This window comes from Halorussus aquaticus (assembly GCF_024218795.1).
In the GTDB taxonomy this organism is placed as follows: Archaea; Halobacteriota; Halobacteria; order Halobacteriales; family Haladaptataceae; genus Halorussus; species Halorussus aquaticus.
The window spans coordinates 2,795,184-2,813,402 of the sequence record NZ_CP100400.1 but is presented as its reverse complement, the minus strand read 5'-3'; the positions used below and the strand labels follow the sequence as shown (position 1 = coordinate 2,813,402).

Here is an 18,219-nt window from a genome sequence, read left to right as displayed (position 1 = left end):
CGGGCGAGAGCGGCGGTTTGCCTACTCCTGCTCGACCTCGGCCTCCTGCTCGGCGTCGTCCTGCAGTTCCGTCCGACGAATCTTGCCCGTCACCGTCTTCGGGAGTTCCTCGACGAACTCGATTTCGCGGGGGTACTCGTGGGCCGAGAGTTCGTCGCGGACGTGTGTCCGGATGTCCTCAGCGAGGTCGTCTCCGGCCTCGGCGTCGTCGCTCGTGACGACGTAGGCCTTCACGATGTTACCGCGCTCTCGGTCGGGTTTGGGAACGACCGCGGCCTCCGCGACCGCGGGGTGTTCGCCCAGCGAACTCTCGACCTCGAACGGGCCGATGCGGTAGCCCGACGAGATGATCACGTCGTCCGCGCGGCCCTCGAACCAGAAGTAGCTGTCCTCGTCCTTTCTCGCGAGGTCTCCCGAGAGGTACCACTCTCCGTCCGGTCCGTCCACGAAGCAGTCGGCCGTCTTCTCGGGCTTCTGCCAGTATTCGGCGAAGAAGCAGGGGTAGTCGCCGCGCTGGGCGATTTCGCCCGTCTCGCCCGGTTCCATCGGTTCGCCGGTCTCGGGGTCCACCACGTCGGCCTCGATGCCGGGCAGGGGCCTGCCCATGCTCCCCGGTTTGAGGTCCATCGTCGGGTAGTTGTTGATTATCATGTTGCCCGTCTCGGTCTGGCCGTAGGTGTCGTGGATGGTGACCCCCAGCGTCTCTTCGCCCCAGTCAACGACGCCCGCCGAGAGCGGTTCGCCGATGGAGAGCGCGTGGCGGAGGTCCAGATTCACGCCCTCCAGAACGTGGTCCTTCTCGCGGAGCATCCGGTAGGCCGTGGGGACGCTGAACAGGACCGAAATCGGGTACTCGTCGAGCAGGTCGGCCCACGTCTCGGGGTCGAACTCGCCCTCGTAGGTGAACAGCGACGCGCCCCAGAACCACGCGCCGAGGGTGTTGATGGGACCGGTGAGCCATCCGAGGTCGGCCGTGGACCAGTAGAGGTCGCCCGGTTGGAGGTCCACGGCGTACTTCTGGGTCGCCGCGACGCCAGCGACCCACCGCTGCTTGTGGCGGACGCCCTTCGCGGGACCGGTCGTCCCGCTGGTGTAGTAGAGCAGCGCGTCGTCCTCGCCGCTGGTTCCGGCCGGTTCGTACTCCCTGCTCGCGGCGTCGAGCGCTTCTCCGAACGCCACGTCCTCCGAGGCCACTCCCTCGCCCGACCCGTCGCTGCGGTCCACCGTGACGACGTGTTCGACCGAGGGCGCGTCTTCGAGCGCCGTCTCGACCGTCTCGCGGTTGTCGCTCGTGGTCACCACCACCGAGGCGTCGCAGTCGTCGAGTCGGTACGAGATGCCGTCCGGGCCGAACCGCTCGTTGACGCCGCCGAACACCGCGCCGCGCTTGAGGGTCCCGACCAGCGCGACGTAGTGCTCCGGAATCCGTGGCATGTACGAGAACACCCGGTCGCCCCGTTCGACGCCGAGGTCTTCGAGGACGTTGGCGAACTGGCTGGAGCGGTCGGCCAACTCCCAGAACGTCGTCTTCGTGAGGTCACCGTCCTCGCTCACCTGATACAGGGCGACCTTCTCCCTGTTCTCTGCGTGGCGGTCGCAGACTTCGTGGCCCACGTTGAGTTCCCCGGGCGCGTCCCAGTCGGCCTCCGCGTAGATGTCGTCCCAAGAGAACGATTCGCGCACGTCGTCGTAGTCGTGTAGGTTGTGACCGTCCACCATACGAACGTCCGTACTCAGGTAACAAAAATAACAGTACCGGCAGTTTTCAGAGACGAACGTCGTCGGAACGAAGCCCGGTCAGTCCAACCGTCGCATCTGCTCGCGGTGCAGCGTCACGATGAGGTCCGAGAGGACGCCGAACATCAACAGTTGCACGCCGAACAGGATGCCGAACGCCGCGACGACTGCCAGCACTTCGTGGGAGGTTCGGGGCGGGACGAACCACTCGTATCCGACGTACACGGCGACGCCAGCGCCGAACAGTCCGCTGAGGACGCCCATGCTCCCGAAGTAGAACAGCGGGTTGCTCGTCTTCGCCAACTGGTAGAGCGTGACGAGGATGACCCCGCCGTCCCGAATCGGGTGGAGGTTGGTGTCCGACCCGTCCGGCCGCGCCTCGTACCGGATGGGGACGACCGTCGTCGGCACGCCGTGCTTGACGCATTCGACGGCCATCTCGGTCTCGACGCCGAACCCGTCGGCGTCGAGGTAGAAGTTCTCCACGGACTCGCGGGTGAACGCGCGATAACCGCTCAGGATGTCCTCGAAGTTCTTGCCGTGGATGTAACGGAACACCCAGTTGAACAGTCCGTTGCCGAAGTGGTTGAGGCGACTCATCGCACCGTCCTCCATGTCGGCGAACCGGTCGCCGATGACGTGTTCGTACTCGCCGTTCACGAGCGGGTCGAGCATCGCGTCGGCGTCTTCCGGACGGTAGGTCCCGTCACCGTCGAGCATCAGGACGTACTCGGCGTCGATGTGTCGAATCGCCTCTCGAATCGCCTGTCCCTTGCCGTCTCCGGACTGTTGTATCACTCGCGCGCCGTGTTCACGAGCGACGTCGGACGTCCCGTCGGTGGAGTTACCGTCGATGACGAGAACGTTCTCGTATCCGCGACTGGTGAACCCGTCGATGACCTCGCCGATGGTCTCACTCTCGTTCAACGTCGGAACGAGTACGCACACGTCCTCGCTGTCGGCCATTGGAAGTGAGTGGTCACCACGAGCGCAAAAGGCTTTCCAACCTATTGCTATGACACCATTTGGCCCCGCACGTGATAGATGGTATACGGGAATCGACCCGAGCGCGTCCCGCGATTATCAGCCGTGAAAACGGACGAATGTTATATATATCGGTGGTGGTACTTGCTCGTTGGGAAAGTTCCCGAATACCATACGATCTGAAGAATGACACGAAACCATCTCTCAGCAGTCAAAGACAGAATCGAGGGCGCGGTCAACGACCGCGGCCAGGTGGGTATCGGTACGCTCATCGTGTTCATCGCGATGGTGCTGGTCGCCGCGATCGCGGCGGGCGTTCTCATCAACACGGCAGGATTCCTCCAGACGAAGTCCGAACAGACCGGTCAGGAGTCCAGCGCGCAGGTCTCGAACCGCGTGCAGGTCGTGAGTGCGTTCGGTAACGTCGGCAACGAGCGAGTGAAGGACATCAGCCTGACTGTCATGCGCGGGTCCGGGTCCGACGACATCAATCTCTCGGCGGCCACTATCGAGTGGATCGGCCCGAAGAAAGCACAGACGCTCGTGTACGACGTCGACGAGAACAAGGAAGGCGACGGTCCTGACTCGAACGCGTTCACGGTCAACACCATCAAGGACCCCGACGGCTCGAAACCCGTCCTCAACACGCAGGACGACCGCCTCGAAATCAACATGAGCGCTACGGATATCAATGGCGAAGGTCTCGGCGAAGGTGAGGAAGTCAAGCTCAAACTCACCACCCAGTACGGTGCAGTGACGCTTTACCGCGCTAACGTCCCGCAGTCGCTCTCCAAGGAGAGCGCAGTCACGGTCTAACGCGGCAGACCTTCCTCTCACATCCTGTCCGCGTTTTACTTTTGCCGTTTCACCGCGACGAGCGACCAACAGTATGTTATAGCCCGATTCCATACCCGGTCTTATGAACCCTCTCGTCGCCGTTGCCGGCGCACTCGTCGCCGCCACGGCCCTCCCGTACCTCGCGTATCTCGCCCTCTACGCGCTGGTCAGTCCGAGCGGTTCGCCCGCGGACAAGCGCGAGGCGGAACCGACCGTCAGCATCGTCCTCCCGACGTACAACGAGTCGGGCATCATCGAACAGAAACTGGACGACATCGTGTCGCTGGACTACCCGATGGAGAAGGTAGAACTGGTCGTCGTGGACTCGAGCGACGATGAGACGCCCGACCGCATCGAGGAGTTCTTCGCCGACCGCGAGCATCCCGACCTGAATCTCATCCGCGAACAGGAGCGCCGGGGACTCGCCCCCGCGCTCAACGACGCGTACGCCGCCGCGGACAACGAGATGGTGGTCAAGACCGACTGCGACTCCTACGTCGCCGACGACGCCCTCCGAGAGGCCGCCGCGAACCTCGCCGACCCCGACGTGGCGGCCGTCACGGGTCAGAACGCCGAAGTCCTCGGCGGGAGCGAAGTCGAGGCGGGCTACCGCGGCGTACAGGCCCACATTCAGACGCTCGAATCCCACCTCGACTCGACGCTCATCTTCCACGGGCCGTTCTCGGCGTTCGAGAACGACGCCATCGTCCCCGTCGACCCCAACTCGCTGGCCGACGACACCGAACTCGCCCTGAAGATTCGACGAAGTGGTGACCGAGTCCTCTTCGACCCGGCAGTCCGGTACAAGGAGGCCTCTCACTCGGACTTCAGCAAACGCAGGCTTCAGAAGGACCGCCGAGGCATGGGGCTGATTCGCCTGCTCGCACAGCACCGCGACGCCCTCGGCAGGTACGGCAACTACGGGAAACTCGTCCTCCCGTTCAACTGGTGGTTCATGGTCGTCTCGCCGTGGCTGGTCGCGCTGGACGTGCTGGCGGTCACGGCGGCCGGAATCGCGGTGGCGGGTGTCGCCGGACTCGCCGTCCCGGCCGCGCTCGTCGGATTCGTCTGGATCGGCCAGAAGGACCTTCTCGGTCCGCTTCAGGCCCTCTACGCCGTCTTCGACTCGCAGGTGTCGCTGCTCCACGCCGCCGTCGAACTCCTCCGCGGGAAGGGCGACGGGACGTGGGAAGTGGACGAGGAACTGCGGGAGGCCTTCGAATGAGGGCGGTTCCGCAGTCGCCGGGAATGAGTACAGTTAAAGCCGCGTCAGCAGAAACCGCAACCGACAGGACAGCATGAACGACCAGTCCATCGCCATCGCCCACGGGAACTACCTCGAACGGGGCGGTGCCGAAGCGTTGTCGGACGAACTCGCCCGCACGTTCGACGCACCGCTGTACTACGGATTCGGAAGCGACGAACACGCCTCCGAGGACGTGGACGCAAGGAGCCTCTACGAAGATTCGCCGCTGTCGGCGGTGAAGAAGTCGGTGTTCCTCCGCGACCTCTACTACGCGTGGAACGCCCAGCGCATCCCCGAACTCACCGACTACGACGTGGTCGTCCTCTCGAAGAACGAACTCAGTTGGTACGTCCCCGAAGACGAACAGGTCGTGATTCACTACACTCACAGCACGCCGCGGATTCCCTACGACCTGTTCCAACAGCGCGCCGACTCGCTGTTTTCGCGGCTGTACGCGTTCGTCGCCCGGACGATGTTCCTCCCGAACACGAAGTTCCCCGACAAGTTCGTGGCGAACAGCGAACTCGTCGCCCGCCGCCTCCGGCGCTACTGGGGAATCCCCGACGAGAAGATCGAGGTCGTCTACCCGCCCGTGGACGTGGACCAGTACGAGAGCCGTGACACGGCGGACTACTACCTGACCTACTCCCGACTGATTCCCGAGAAGCGCATCGACGCCATCGTTCGGGCCTTCGAGGCGCTCGACGCCAAACTGGTCGTCGGGGGAGCGGGCGACGAGCGCGAGGAACTCGAACGACTCGCCCCCGACAACGTCGAGTTCGTCGGCTACATGTCCGAGGAGGAGAAGGTCCGGCGACTCGGCGAGGCGAAGGCCGTGCTGTTCAACGCGATGAACGAGGACTTCGGTATCATCCCCGTCGAGGCGTTCGCCAGCGGGACGCCCGTCCTCGGCGTGAACGAGGGCTACACCAAGTACCAGATTCTCGACGGCGAGAACGGCCGCCTCCACGACCCGGACCCTGCGAGCATCCGCGAATCGGTCGAGGCGTTCGAGCGCGACGGCGTCGAGTGGGACGCCGACGAGATTGCGGCGTTCGCCGAGCGATTCGGGGCCGACCGCTTCAGAGAGCAGATGCGCGAAGTCGTCGCGGACGCCGTCGAGGCGGCCGCCATCGAACCGCACGAGAAGCAAACGACGATAGAACAACTATGACACTCAGTGACTGGATCGAAGAGAGTCGAGATAGAATCAGATACGACGGTGTCAAGAAGGGTGCGTACGCGTCAGCTCAGGAGTTCTGGGCCGGTGCGCTCGGTCACTTCGGCCGTCACGTCTGGAACTACGGCGAATCGATTCACGACAAAGACTGGGACGTGTTGCTCGTCCTCGACGCCTGTAGAATCGACCTGTTGGCCGACGTGGCCGACGAGACGGAGTACGACGTACTCGACGGCTTCGACCCGGACCGCGACGCGACAAACTCGGTGGCGTCGCGGTCGCCGGAGTGGATAGCGAAGACGTTCGACCCCGAAACGTACGCCGACGAGCTTTCGGGCACGGCGTACGTCACGGCGAACCCCCACTCGCGAGACGTTCCCGACCCCGACTCGCTGTATCTCTTCGACGAAGTGTGGAAGTACGGATGGGACACCGAGTACGGGGTCGTCCCGCCGCGAGCCATGACAGACCGGGCTATCGACGTGTGGCGCGACCACGACCCGGACCGGATGATCGTCCACTACATGCAACCGCACCTCCCGTTCCGGTCGCTGGTGGACGAATACCCCGAGTGGTTCCGGTTCGAGGTCGGACTCGACAACCCGGCACCCAGCCAGCACAAGACGCTCTGGCGGCGACTCCGCGACCGTGAGGTGCCCCACGACCTCGTGTGGGAGGCCTACTGCGACAACCTCGAATGGGTTCTCGACGACATGGCGTTGCTGTCCGAGAACCTCGACGCCGACACCGTGGCCATCTCCAGCGACCACGGGAACGCGATGGGCGAGTGGTGGGTGTACGGCCACCAGAGCCCGATTCCGATACCCGCGCTCAAACGGGTGCCGTGGGTCACGTTCTCCGCGACCGACACCGGGGAGTACGAACCCGAACTGGAGGCCGAAGACGTCGAGGTGAGCGAGGCGGAGTACGAGGACCGACTCAAGAATCTCGGATACCTATGACGTTCGGCGACTGGGTTGAGGAGACCCGGACGCGGTTCCAGACGATGGGCGCGAAACGAGGGGCCGTCGCCTCGGCGAACGAGTTCTGGGTCGGGATGCTCCGGCGGTTCGGCCGCGACGTCTGGAACTACGGCGAACCAATCTACGAGCGCGACTGGGACGTGCTACTCGTCCTCGACGCGTGCCGAGTGGACCTGATGCGGGAGGTCGCCGCCGAAGAGGGAGACCGCTTCCCGTTCCTCGACCCGGACTTCGAGACGTTCGATTCGGCCGCGTCGATGTCCGAGGAGTGGATGGAGAAGAACTTCGGCGACGAGTACGCCGACGAGAAGGCGAACACGGCGTACGTCTCGGGCAACCCGTTCACCCGCGACCTCGACCCCGACGAGTTCGGCCTGTTGGACGAGGTGTGGCGCTACGCGTGGGACGACGAGCGCGACCTGATGCCACCGCGGCCGCTGACCGACCGAGCGATAGAGGTCGAGCGAAACCGCGACCCCGACCGACTCATCGTCCACTATCTGCAACCCCACGTTCCCTTCCGCTCGATGCCGGACGCCGGATTCCGGTGGGGCGACCCCGAGGAGAACTTCGGAGTCAAGGACGGCGGAACCGGCGAGGAACGCGGTCCGTGGCACCGACTCCTCGACGGCGACCTCTCCCGCGACGACCTCTGGCAGGGCTACCGGGACAACCTCGAATGGGTCCTCGAAGACGTCGCGCTCTTCCTCGACAACGCCGACGCCGACACCGTGGTCATCTCAAGCGACCACGCGAACGCGATGGGCGAGTGGTGGTGTTACGCCCATCCCGACTACGTCCCGATTCCGGCGCTGAAACGAGTCCCGTGGATAGAGACCAGCGCGACCGACACCGGGGAGTACGAACCCGAACTGGAGAGAGAGGGCGACGCCGAAGACGAAACGGGAGACGACGTTGAACAGCGTTTAAGCGCGCTTGGGTACAAGTGATTCCGATGACTGACACGACACTTCTGGTCACGGTCGATTCGCTCCGCTACGACCACTACCAGTACATGACCGCGACGAGGGAGTTCCTCGGCGAGTCTCACCCCGCGACGTTCGCGACCAACACCGCCACGCCATCCTGCTTCCAGTCAATTATCGGCGGCATCTACCCCGGCGAGGTGGGCGTCGATGCGGACTCGAACGTCGGCGTCGCGCTCGACTCCCCGTACAAGTACGGCGTCTCGACGAACCGCTTCCTCTCGAACCGCTACGGCTACGACCGCGGGTTCGACGAGTTCACGGCACCGGGCCGAGAGAGCAAGGGACTCAAAGACCGGGTCGCCGAACACATGACGCCCCAGAGCACGTTGTTCGGCATCGCCTCGCGCGTCTGGAACGTCGTTCAGGAGGTCCAGCAGCGAATCTCCTCGGTGGACCGCGACTACCGCCCCGCCGCCGACGTGATTACCGAGTTCCTCGACGCGACGGAGGGCCGCGACGAGTGGTTCGGATGGCTCCACTTCATGGAACCGCACCACCCCTACAACCCCGACGACGGTCCCGTCTCGCGCGGCGAGGCCCAGCAGATAACGCGTCGCGTCCTCAACGGTCGCGCGAGCGAACGCGACGAGGAACTCGCCCGCGAACTCTACCGCGGCGAGGTCGAGGAACTCGACGACCGCCTCGCGCGACTCTGGGACGCGATTCCGGACGACACGCGAGTGCTGTTCGTCGCGGACCACGGCGAACTGCTCGGCGAGTACGGCGAATGGGGCCACCACGCGACCATGTGCCCCGAACTCCTGCGTCTGCCGCTGGCGACTAGGAACATCCCCATCGAGAGCGACGTTCTCAGCCTCGTGGACGTGCCGACGCTCCTGCTCGGCGAGGAGTACAACCACGGTTCGTTCGAGCGCGAGACGGCGTTCGCGGCCTCGAACGGGAACCACGCCGCGATGAACCGCGACCACGTGGCGACCGACGACGGCGTGGTGACCCTCGACGGCGACCCCGCCGAGGACGACGACCTACTCGCAGCGAAGGAGGAGTTCGAAAGTAGAGCGTCCAGACCAGTGCGGAAGGACGAACTCCCCCACGACGACCTCGAAGCACTCGGCTACCTCTGATAGATGAGTACCGCTGACCTCGACATCGGCAAGGAAGCGCTCGTCTCCATCGCCGCGAAGTTCACGATGTCGGCGTTCGGGTTCGTCGGCGTGATGATCTTCGCGCGAGTGCTGGGGAACGCCGGTGTCGGCCGGTACTACGTCGCGCTTTCCATCGCGCTGATGCTCGTGCGCGTTTCGGCCGGTCTCGGCAACGCCATCAAGAAACGAGTCAGCGAAGTCGAGACCGGTTCCTCGGAGTACCTCGGTCTCGGACTGGCCTTCCACGCCCTCTACGTCGGGGTCGTCACGGCCGCCTTCGTGGCGGCGGTACCGGCCCTGCCGGTCCAAGGCATCACCGCCGACGACGTCCTCGGCATCGTCCTCGTGTTCAGCACCGTCGGTTCGTTCCAGATTCTGAATCGGTTCTACGCCGGAATCGGGTTCCCCGGACGGTCGTTCTGGATAGACACGGTGCGGAGCGTCGTGACCCTCGCGTTTCAACTCGTACTCCTGCTCCTCGGGATGGAGGCGTTCGGCATCCTGCTCGGTCTGGCCATAGCGAGCGCCGTCACGGCCGTGGTCGTCGCGGTCGTCTGCGGCGTCCGGCCCGCGCTCCCCTCCCGCGAGACGTTCGCGTACACCGGCGAGTTCGCCCGGTGGAGCATCCCGACTTCGGTCGTCAACGACGTGTACAAACGCGCCGACCCGCTCCTCATCTGGTGGTTCGTCGGCACCGGTGCGGTCGGTTTCTACGAGACGGCGCTCCGACTGGTGCTTCCGGCCTCGCAGTTGACCGCCAGTATCAGCAACCCGTTAGAGGTGAAAGTCAGCGGTCGGTCGTCGCTCGGGAAGGGCGTGCGTGAGGACGTGGCCAACGCGATGACCTACGCCGGACTGCTCGGCATCCCCATGTTCTTCGGCGCGCTGGCGCTGCCGGACGTGCTGATGCGAACGTTCTTCGGTTCCGGGTTCGGGGAGGGCGGCGAGGCGCTCGTCGGCGTCGCGCTGTTCTACGTCTTCTACATCTACCAGCTTCCGCTCGAATCCGCAATCGACGGGACCGACAGACCCGAACTCACGTTTCGCGTGAACTTCGCAGGTCTCCTCGTTCACGTTCCGCTCGCAATCGTTCTCGCCCAGCGGTACGGCCTCCTCGGCGTCATCGGTGCGACGCTCGTCGCCGAAGTGTTCATGTTCCTCGCGTTCCAGTACCTCTGTCGCGAACTGTTCGGGGGGACGATTTTCCCGACCCCCATCGCGGCACAGACGGTGAGCGGACTGGCGATGTTCGCAGTCATCACCGAGGTCAGGGGGATGATCGCGCTGGACTACTGGCTTCCGGTCATCGTACTGGTCGGGGTCGGTGCGGCCGTCTACTTCGCGGTCCTCGCCGTCGCGAGTTCGCACTTCAGACTCACGCTGGCGAACGTGTTGGGACCGGTCTACGAGCAGGTGCTCGCGCGCCGCGGCCGTTCCGAGGGCTGACCCCCGCCCGAACGGTCCGCCTCGAAGTGTCGAAACTCAAAGTCACAAGGCTTATGCGCGTTTTGGCACTCCATCAACTCAATGAGCCAGCAAACTGAGCAGGTCGAGGACTCGACCGAGTCGGCCGATTCGGTCCTCGACTCGTTCGAGGACTGGTATCACGTCCCCGTACTCGCCGCGGCTATCGCGTTTATGCTCTGGGTACGGCTCCAGTCCTACGGAAAGTTCATCAGAAACGGTGAGGTCATCTTCAAAGGAAACGACGCGTGGTACCACCTCAGACAGGTACAGTACACGGTCCAGAACTGGCCCGCGACGATGCCCTTCGACCCGTGGACCTACTTCCCGTTCGGGACCAGCGTCGGTCAGTTCGGCACTCTCTACGACCAACTCATCGCCACTGCCGCCCTCGTGGTCGGACTCGGCGACCCCTCCAGCACGCTCGTGGCGAAGACCCTCTTGGTCGCACCCGCAATCTTCGGCGCGCTGGTCGCAATCCCGACGTATCTCGTCGGGAAGCGCCTCGGCGGCCGTCCCGGCGGTCTGTTCGGCGTCGTCGTCCTCGCGCTGTTCCCCGGAACGTTCCTGCGGCGCGGACTGGTCGGATTCGCCGACCACAACATCGCGGAACCGCTGTTCCAGACGTTCGCCGTGCTGGCGATGATGGTCGCACTGACCGTCGCCGAACGCGAGCGACCCGTCTACGAACTGCTGGCCGACGGCGACTTCGAGGCGCTCCGCGTCCCCCTCGGTTTCAGTACGCTCGCCGGGGTCGCCACCGCCCTGTACCTCTGGACGTGGCCGCCCGGCGTGCTTCTCGTCGGCATCTTCGGCGTCTTCTTCGGCATCAAACTCACCGCGGACTACGTTCGCGGGGTCAGTCCCGACCACCTCGCGTTCGTCGGCGCTGTCAGCATGACCGTGACGGGCCTGCTCCTGTTGGTCCCGCTCGGCACGTTCGACATGAACCCGACCCGGTTCTCGCCGCTGCAACCGCTGCTCGCGTTCGCGGTGGCCGGTGGCTGTGTCTTCATGGCGTGGCTCGCCCGCGAGTGGGACGCCCGCGACCTCGCGACCGCACTCTATCCCGCGACTATCGGCGGCATCGTTCTCGCCGTCACCGGCTTCGTCTACCTCGCGCTCCCGTCGCTGTTCAACCTCATTCGCCGGAACCTCGTCCGATTCATCGGTTTCAGCGCCGGTGCGCAGACCCGGACCATCGGCGAGGCCAAACCGTTCCTCTCGAACGTCCGACCGCGATTCGGTATCGAGTGGTACGACGTCATCATGCAGGAGTACGGTCTGATGCTGTTCACGGCCATCATCGCCGCTGTCTGGATGGTCTGGAATACCTATCGGACCGACGACCACCGGGCCGAGCAGCTGCTCGTGCTCGTGTGGGCCGCCTTCATCACCGCGGCGGCGTTCACGCAGGTGCGGTTCAACTACTACCTCGCGGTCCCGGTCGCGGTGCTGAACGCCTTCCTCCTCAAGCAGATTCTCTCTGTCGCCAACCTGACCGACCGCAAGTCGCTGACCGACATCGAGGGGTATCAGGTAGTCGCGGTCGTGTTCGTGGTCCTGCTCGTCGTCCCCGTGCTGGTCACCCCTGCCAGCCTCGGGTCGTCCGGGTACCCGTCGATCGACAAGACGAACACTGCGATGCAGACGGGGCAGTCCGGTCCCAAACCCGGCACGGTCAACTGGGCCGGGTCGCTCGACTGGTTGGCGAACAACACGCCCGCGGAGGGCGACTACGGCAACGCCAACAACGAGGGTGAACTCGACTACTACGGCACCTATCAGCAGAGCAACAACGACTTCCAGTACCCCGAAGGCTCCTACGGCGTCATGTCGTGGTGGGACTACGGCCACTGGATTACGACCCGCGGCGAGCGCATCCCGAACGCCAACCCGTTCCAGGAGGGTGCCGAGACCGCCGCGAAGTACCTGCTCGCACCGAGCGAGCAGCGAGCGAACAACATCCTCCAGACGCTCGGTAACGACAGCGAGGAGACTCGGTACGTGATGGCCGACTGGAAGATGGCTTCGGTGTACTCCAGTTCCGGCGGGAAGTTCTTCGCGCCAGCGACGTTCAACCCGAACGTCTCTCGGTCGGACTTCTACGAACCTGTCTACCAGCAGGGCCAGAACGGACCCCGGACTGCGTTCAACCTGCGAACCCAGCGCTACTATCAGAGTCAGGTGGCGCGACTCTACCTCTACCACGGCGGTCGGATGGAACCCGCACCTGTCGTCGTTGACTGGCGCGCCCAGACCTACCGGACGCCCGACGGCGAGACCGTCTCGTACAAGATCGCCGAACAGGGACCGAACGCGACGCTCGTCCGGAAGTTCCAGACGATGCAGCAGGCCCGGCAGTTCGTCGCCAACGACAGCACGTCCCAGATAGGGGGCATCGGACCGTTCCCGAGCGAACCGGTTCCGGCGCTCGAACACTACCGCGTGGTCAAGCAGAGTGAATCCTCGGCCGCGAACTCCTCGGGCTACGCACGCAACTTGCGGAGCGAGATGCGACTGCTCCAGCAGGCCGGGATGAACCCGCGCCAGATTCTCCAGACCTCGCCGTCGTGGGTCAAGACGTTCGAGCGCGTCCCCGGCGCGACGGTGACGGGTACCGGCCCGGCAAACACCACGGTCACGGCGCGCGTCCAACTGTCGCCGGTCGGCCAGTCCGGTTCGTTCGCCTACAGTCAGCAGGCTCGGACCGGTCCGGACGGTCAGTTCACGATGACGCTGCCGTACTCCTCGACGGGGTACGACAACTGGGGACCGGAGAACGGGTACACCAACGTCAGCGTGCGGGCGACCGGTCCGTACCAGTTCTTCACGTCGCGGAGCATCGAGGACGGCAACTTGACGTTCTCCAACGCCTCCGCAGAGGTGACCGAGGCGCAGGTCATCGGCGAGAGCGACGAGAACGTGACGGTCGAACTGACGAAGGAGTCAGTCTCGCTCCAGCAGAACCAGTCGGGCAACCAGACGGCGTCCGGTAACGAGACCGCATCGGGCGACCAGACGAACGAGACGGCGTCGGGCAACGAGTCGAGCGATAACACCTCGGCGCTCGCGACCCCGAGCGCACGGTCGGACGCTGATGCCGAGTCGCGTTCGACGCCCGAGAGCGCCCTGCCCGACCGCGAGGAGACCACCCCGATGCGGGCCGGTCTCGTCGGTGCCTACGCCGGTGCGCTCGTCGTCGGTCTGCGGGACTGAAACGAGTCGTCTCGGCGGACCGATTTTCCGCGGCTGATTCTACACGGGTCTCTCGGCGTCCACCGCTATCCCACGCTCTACTGCCGCGAAAGCAAACCGTTTTCCGGCGGGTCGTCGTACGAACGCGCGAATGCGAGAGTTGCTCTCCATCTACCTGAAGGGCGTGTTCATGGGCATCGCCGAAGGCGTCCCGGGCGTCTCTGGCGGTACCATCGCGCTGATAACCGGCATCTACGAGCGACTCGTGGGAGCCATCGCGGCCTTCGACCCGCGCGTCGTGACCGACCTGCCCCGAGCGTACGACTCCGAAGCGCGGGGTCGAATCGTCTCGATGCTCCGAGAGATGGACGTGGTGTTTCTCGCGGTGTTGCTGGCGGGGATGATCAGCGCCATCGTCGCAGTGACGGGCGCTATCCTCTCGGTCAAGGAGTCGAACCCGGCCGTGTTGTACGGGTTCTTCTTCGGTCTCATCGCCGCCTCAGCGGTCGCGCTCTGGACCGAGGTGCGACTCGACACGAACGCGGAACGCGCCGCCGCCGTGGTTGGGTTCGTCGCCGCGTTCCTGCTCGCTGGCGTCTCGTCCGCCACGTCGGTCCCCCACTCGCCGGTCGTGCTGTTCCTCGCGGGCGGGTTCGCGGTCACCGCGATGGTGCTACCGGGAGTCTCCGGGGCGTTCCTGCTCTTGCTGTTCGGCCAGTACAACTTCATGTCGAACGCGCTTCACGATTTCATCGACGAGGCCATCGCGGTCCTACGGGGCGGGTCGCTCGACTCGCTGGTCGGTCCCGCCGTGGCGGTCACGTCGTTCTGCGCGGGCGCGGCGGTCGGCGTCCTCACCTTCGCCCGCGTGGTCGAGTGGGCGCTGTCGAACTACCGGGAAGTGACCTTGACGTTCTTGGTCGCGCTGATGGTCGGCGCGCTCCGCCTACCGGCCGCAGAGGTCGTCACTGCGGAGGGGGCGTGGCCGGTCGCACGCGTGGCCGCGGTCGCACTCGCGACGCTCGCTGGCGGAGCGGCGGTCCTGCTGGTCGACTACTACACCGACGACCTCGACTACGTCGAGGACGAGCACACGGACCCGACCCCCGCACCGCGAAACGACTGAGACCCAATCGACTCTCACCGATTCTGCGCTACGCTCCGAACAGCGACTGTAGCACCTTCGACTCGGCTTTCCGGAGGTGTTCGGACGCGGTACTCGGCGCGCACGCCAACTCCGTGGCCACGTCCTCGTGAGTAGCGGTCCGTGGCACGTCGTAGTAGCCGACCCTCACAGCCGTCTCGACGGCCTCTCGCTGGCGCTCGGAGAGGAGCGTCTCGTACTCAGCGGACGGCCCGCCGACGCGGTCGATGTCCACCTCGATGCCGTCCGGAGCGCCACCGTGGAGGTCCTGCAGGGCCTCGGTGGTGCCGACCACCTCGAAGGTGACGCCGCCGTCGTCGGTGTGTTCGAGCGTCGAAGTGACCACGAGACCGCCCCGGTTGTAGGCGTCGAACATCGCCCGCTGGACCGGCGTCGTCTCGGCCCGGACGTGGAGGTAGAACCGGTCCTCGGCCACCGTCGTCAGGTCGTAGGCTCGGACCTCGGACAGTTCGTCGAGTGCAGCGGCGAACGCCTCGCGGTCGGCCTCGACGTAGAAGGCGTGGGTCATGGTCTCGCCCGCGTCGTTCCAGTGGACCATCTCGGCCGCGTTCACGTAGTCGCGCTCGGCCATCAGGGTGTGGAGCGGGTGGACCTCGGCGTCGGGCGCGTAGAACGTCAACTGCAAGCGACGCATACGGCGAGTCGCGGCCGCCGAAGGGATAAATCCACCGCGCAGGTCCGGCAGAACCGATACCGTCGTCCCGACCGTGCGAACTGATATGAGAGTCTTCATCGCTGGCGCGACGGGCGTCCTCGGGCGACGACTCGTGGCGGAACTCGCCGACCGAGGGCACGACGTCGTCGGCCTGACCAGAGACGAATCGGGCGACCGACTGGTCCGAGCGCGGGGCGGTGACCCCCGCCGGGGCGACGTGCTCGACCGCGAATCGCTCCGGGACGCCGCGGTCGGGGCCGACGCCGTAGTCCACGCCGCGACGGCCGTTCCCACCGAGCGCAAGCCCGACCCGGCGGACTGGGAGCGAAACGACCGCGTGCGAAGGGAGGGCGCGCGGAACCTGACCGCAGTCGCCGAGGAGGTGGGCGCACAGCGGTTCGTCCAGCAGAGCGTCGTCTGGGTCGCCCGGCGTCCCGACGGGTCTGCGTTCGACGAGACCGCAGACCCCAACCCCGACTGGACCACGCAGTCGGCGCTCGACGCCGAGCGAATCGCTCGGGAGGCGGCCGCAGAGTCGGAGTTCGAGACGACCGTTCTCAGGTGCGGGTTCTTCTACGCGCACGACTCGGCGCACGTCCGGTCGTTCGGCGAGCAACTGCTCGCCGGGAACGCGCCGATAGTCGGACGCGGAATCCTCGGGAGGAGAGACGCCGAGTTGTCGTTCCTCCACGTCGACGACGCCGCGACGGCGTTCGCCGAAGCGACGACCGGAGCGCGAACCGGTCTCTACCACGTCGTGGACGAGCGACCCGTCACGACCGCCGCGTTCCTGCGGGCCTTGGCCGACCGCCTCGACGCGCCCGACCCCCGCAGAGTACCGGGGTGGCTGGCGAAGTATCTCGCGGGCGAGGCCACGGTACGCCTCCTGACGAGTCCCATGCCCACCACCGCCGAGAAGTTCCGGCGCGACTTCGACTGGGAGCCTCGGTATCCGACCTCCCGCGAGGGCCTCGACGCGGTGGTCGAGCGATGGCGCGAGGACGGAACGCTCCGCGAAACGGCGGAGGGGTACGAGTGGCGAGGAGACGAGGCGCGGGCGAGCAGCGCGACGCCAGCCCCGGAAGCGTAGATGGCGGGGAAGACGCGGGTCGCGGCGCTCGCGCTCGGCGTCCACGTCGTCGCGAATCTTGCGCACGGCGTGCCGCACCTCGCGGCACCGGTACCGCTCGCGCCGTGGCAGTCGGCCTTCGTCGTCGGCGTGGTCCTGCTCGCGCCGCTGGTCGGATTCCAGTTGCTCCGTCGCGGACGACCGAGGGGCGGCGCGTGGCTGTTCGCCGTCTCGATGGCGGCGTCGCTGGCGTTCGGTCTCACCTTCCACTTCGGCGTCCCCAACCCCGACCACGTGGATGCGGTCGCCGCGGGACCGTGGCACCGCCCGTTCGGAACGACCGCGACGCTGGTCGCGGTCACCGACGCGGTCGGTGTGCTCGTCGGTCTCTGGTTGGTCTCGAAGATTCCCGACTCGTCGGTCGGTGTCGGTCGGTGACCGAGCGCCACTCACTCCGCCCGTAGTTCGCCCTCGAACCGTCGGAACGGAATCGTGGGGAACCGCGGGACCGTCCGACTGGGACGACGCCCGCTCCCGTCCGTGGCCTCGGTCTGAACGCGTTCGAGGACGCCGCATTCGGCGAGTTCGTAGAGGAACCGCTTGACCGTCGCCGCCGACAGGTCCGAGCGCTCCGCGATGGCGCTCGCCGCCTCGTCTATCGGCGGCGTCGCCTCGAGCGAGACCAGTTCGAGGAGGACCTTCCGTCGGTTCTCCGGCAGGGCGAAGACCCGGCCGACGTGAATCCCGTCGTCGGGCACGTCCGCGATACCGGCGTCCACGTCGCTCGCTCGGATTCGGTCGACACCGTCGGCGTCCGCGAGGTCGGCCGCCCCGAACGCGGCCGCGAGGGCGTCGTGGGCGTCGCCGCTGGCCCACTCCGCGAGGTGTCGGGCCTGCCCGAGTCGGAGGGCGCTGCTCGTCAGCGCCCGCGAGGCCCGTTCGGTCAGGATGTCCACGAGCGCGTGCTGGCGGTACTCCGGCACGTGGACGGTCTTCGAGTCCCAGTCGTCGGGGACCGCCCGGCCGACGACCACGAGCGAGGCGTCGTCGGCGACCGGCGCGAACCACTCGCGGAGTTCGCCGCCGGAGGGCGAACTCGGTTCGGCGACGTGGTCCACGGCGACGACGGCCTTGCGGGCGGGCGACGAGAACTGTTCGACCAGTCGCTCGCGGAACTCCTCGGTGCCGACGCCGCGTCGGGGGACCGACTCCTCGACGACGGCGTCGAGCAGCGTGTGGTAGAACTGGAACTCGCTGGTCGTGCGGTAGGCGTCGACGTGGACGAACTCGACCGTGTCGGTGGCTGTTCCGGCGCGAGTGGTAGTGCCGATTCGACGGTGCTGGCGGCCGAACTGGTCGTTCAGGTGGGCGAACAGCGCGCTCACCAGCGCCGACTTCCCCGCGCCTTTCGGTCCGTACACAGCGGCGTCCGGCGGGAGTCGCCGGTCGAACACCGGGTCGAGCACGTCGAGGAGGCGTTCGAGGACGGGACCGCGACCGACCGGGTCCGGGAGGTGGACCGCGGGGTTGAGGGGGCTTCGGTCCACGAACAGGTCGTCGCCCCGCGTGGCCTGCCGCCGAGCGATTCGTTCTTCGAGGTCCATCG

At 65.9% G+C, this 18,219-nt stretch carries 15 protein-coding genes; 11 read left to right on the top strand and 4 right to left on the bottom strand.

The annotated features are described in order from the left end of the window. Positions 1 to 21: 21 nt before the first annotated feature. Together NGM06_RS14490 and aglJ are read right to left on the bottom strand one after the other, a co-directional pair. Entirely contained in the window at positions 22 to 1,719 is a 1,698-nt protein-coding gene (locus tag NGM06_RS14490) for an acetate--CoA ligase (protein ID WP_254267645.1), read from the bottom strand. 78 nt (positions 1,720 to 1,797) lie between these two features. Continuing rightward, a complete protein-coding gene (gene aglJ / locus NGM06_RS14485; RefSeq protein WP_254267644.1) occupies positions 1,798 to 2,703 on the bottom strand; it encodes an S-layer glycoprotein N-glycosyltransferase AglJ in 906 nt (301 codons plus the stop codon). Positions 2,704 to 2,907: 204 nt separating this feature from the next. On the opposite strand from aglJ, the gene NGM06_RS14480 reads away from it, so the two are divergent. From NGM06_RS14480 to NGM06_RS14440, 9 genes are all read left to right on the top strand, one after another. Further along, entirely contained in the window at positions 2,908 to 3,537 is a 630-nt protein-coding gene (locus NGM06_RS14480; protein ID WP_254267643.1) for a flagellin, read from the top strand. A 103-nt stretch (positions 3,538 to 3,640) separates the two neighbouring features. Next, positions 3,641 to 4,783 (top strand): glycosyltransferase, encoded by a 1,143-nt coding sequence (locus NGM06_RS14475; protein ID WP_254267642.1) that lies wholly within the window; start codon positions 3,641 to 3,643, stop codon positions 4,781 to 4,783. Between the two features lie 73 nt (positions 4,784 to 4,856). Beyond that, on the top strand, positions 4,857 to 5,978 hold the full coding sequence (locus NGM06_RS14470; protein ID WP_254267641.1) for a glycosyltransferase: 1,122 nt from the start codon (positions 4,857 to 4,859) through the stop codon (positions 5,976 to 5,978). Then, positions 5,975 to 6,946: an alkaline phosphatase family protein gene (locus tag NGM06_RS14465; protein ID WP_254267640.1), complete on the top strand. Its 972-nt coding sequence runs from the start codon at positions 5,975 to 5,977 to the stop codon at positions 6,944 to 6,946. The genes NGM06_RS14470 and NGM06_RS14465 overlap by 4 nt, the downstream gene beginning before the upstream one ends. After that, complete coding sequence (locus tag NGM06_RS14460) at positions 6,943 to 7,917, top strand: hypothetical protein (RefSeq protein WP_254267639.1); 975 nt, start codon at positions 6,943 to 6,945, stop codon at positions 7,915 to 7,917. The genes NGM06_RS14465 and NGM06_RS14460 overlap by 4 nt, the downstream gene beginning before the upstream one ends. Positions 7,918 to 7,922: 5 nt before the next feature. Next, positions 7,923 to 9,041: a sulfatase-like hydrolase/transferase gene (locus tag NGM06_RS14455; protein WP_254267638.1), complete on the top strand. Its 1,119-nt coding sequence runs from the start codon at positions 7,923 to 7,925 to the stop codon at positions 9,039 to 9,041. A gap of 3 nt (positions 9,042 to 9,044) precedes the next feature. After that, positions 9,045 to 10,508 carry a lipopolysaccharide biosynthesis protein gene (locus NGM06_RS14450; protein ID WP_254267637.1) on the top strand — a complete coding sequence of 488 codons (1,464 nt, stop codon included), beginning with the start codon at positions 9,045 to 9,047 and terminating at the stop codon, positions 10,506 to 10,508. Positions 10,509 to 10,589: 81 nt separating this feature from the next. Then, entirely contained in the window at positions 10,590 to 13,745 is a 3,156-nt protein-coding gene (locus NGM06_RS14445; protein WP_254267636.1) for an oligosaccharyl transferase, archaeosortase A system-associated, read from the top strand. Between the two features lie 130 nt (positions 13,746 to 13,875). Next, positions 13,876 to 14,850 carry a DUF368 domain-containing protein gene (locus NGM06_RS14440; protein ID WP_254267635.1) on the top strand — a complete coding sequence of 325 codons (975 nt, stop codon included), beginning with the start codon at positions 13,876 to 13,878 and terminating at the stop codon, positions 14,848 to 14,850. A gap of 28 nt (positions 14,851 to 14,878) precedes the next feature. Here the strand turns inward: NGM06_RS14440 and NGM06_RS14435 are convergent, their stop codons facing one another. Continuing rightward, entirely contained in the window at positions 14,879 to 15,523 is a 645-nt protein-coding gene (locus NGM06_RS14435) for a helix-turn-helix domain-containing protein (protein WP_254267634.1), read from the bottom strand. 85 nt (positions 15,524 to 15,608) lie between these two features. On the opposite strand from NGM06_RS14435, the gene NGM06_RS14430 reads away from it, so the two are divergent. Both NGM06_RS14430 and NGM06_RS14425 read left to right on the top strand, forming a co-directional pair. Continuing rightward, complete coding sequence (locus NGM06_RS14430) at positions 15,609 to 16,634, top strand: NAD-dependent epimerase/dehydratase family protein (protein WP_254267633.1); 1,026 nt, start codon at positions 15,609 to 15,611, stop codon at positions 16,632 to 16,634. Beyond that, positions 16,635 to 17,051, top strand: coding sequence for a hypothetical protein (locus NGM06_RS14425; RefSeq protein ID WP_254267632.1), 417 nt, complete (start codon positions 16,635 to 16,637; stop codon positions 17,049 to 17,051). Between the two features lie 11 nt (positions 17,052 to 17,062). Here the strand turns inward: NGM06_RS14425 and NGM06_RS14420 are convergent, their stop codons facing one another. Continuing rightward, the gene (locus tag NGM06_RS14420; RefSeq protein ID WP_254267631.1) at positions 17,063 to 18,217 is read right to left on the bottom strand and encodes a Cdc6/Cdc18 family protein; all 1,155 of its coding nucleotides are present in this window, start codon (positions 18,215 to 18,217) and stop codon (positions 17,063 to 17,065) included. Positions 18,218 to 18,219: the final 2 nt, after the last annotated feature.

Bases quoted from the DNA above. Each gene is read 5' to 3' on its own strand.
- NGM06_RS14425 (WP_254267632.1), top strand. From the start codon at position 16,635: ATGGCGGGGAAGACGCGGGTCGCGGCGCTCGCGCTCGGCGTCCACGTC.
- NGM06_RS14475 (WP_254267642.1), top strand. From the start codon at position 3,641: ATGAACCCTCTCGTCGCCGTTGCCGGCGCACTCGTCGCCGCCACGGCC.
- NGM06_RS14465 (WP_254267640.1), top strand. From the start codon at position 5,975: ATGACACTCAGTGACTGGATCGAAGAGAGTCGAGATAGAATCAGATAC.
- NGM06_RS14470 (WP_254267641.1), top strand. From the start codon at position 4,857: ATGAACGACCAGTCCATCGCCATCGCCCACGGGAACTACCTCGAACGG.
- NGM06_RS14430 (WP_254267633.1), top strand. From the start codon at position 15,609: ATGAGAGTCTTCATCGCTGGCGCGACGGGCGTCCTCGGGCGACGACTC.
- NGM06_RS14490 (WP_254267645.1), bottom strand. From the start codon at position 1,719: ATGGTGGACGGTCACAACCTACACGACTACGACGACGTGCGCGAATCG.
- NGM06_RS14445 (WP_254267636.1), top strand. From the start codon at position 10,590: ATGAGCCAGCAAACTGAGCAGGTCGAGGACTCGACCGAGTCGGCCGAT.
- NGM06_RS14435 (WP_254267634.1), bottom strand. From the start codon at position 15,523: ATGCGTCGCTTGCAGTTGACGTTCTACGCGCCCGACGCCGAGGTCCAC.
- NGM06_RS14450 (WP_254267637.1), top strand. From the start codon at position 9,045: ATGAGTACCGCTGACCTCGACATCGGCAAGGAAGCGCTCGTCTCCATC.
- aglJ (WP_254267644.1), bottom strand. From the start codon at position 2,703: ATGGCCGACAGCGAGGACGTGTGCGTACTCGTTCCGACGTTGAACGAG.
- NGM06_RS14460 (WP_254267639.1), top strand. From the start codon at position 6,943: ATGACGTTCGGCGACTGGGTTGAGGAGACCCGGACGCGGTTCCAGACG.
- NGM06_RS14455 (WP_254267638.1), top strand. From the start codon at position 7,923: ATGACTGACACGACACTTCTGGTCACGGTCGATTCGCTCCGCTACGAC.
- NGM06_RS14420 (WP_254267631.1), bottom strand. From the start codon at position 18,217: ATGGACCTCGAAGAACGAATCGCTCGGCGGCAGGCCACGCGGGGCGAC.
- NGM06_RS14440 (WP_254267635.1), top strand. From the start codon at position 13,876: ATGCGAGAGTTGCTCTCCATCTACCTGAAGGGCGTGTTCATGGGCATC.
- NGM06_RS14480 (WP_254267643.1), top strand. From the start codon at position 2,908: ATGACACGAAACCATCTCTCAGCAGTCAAAGACAGAATCGAGGGCGCG.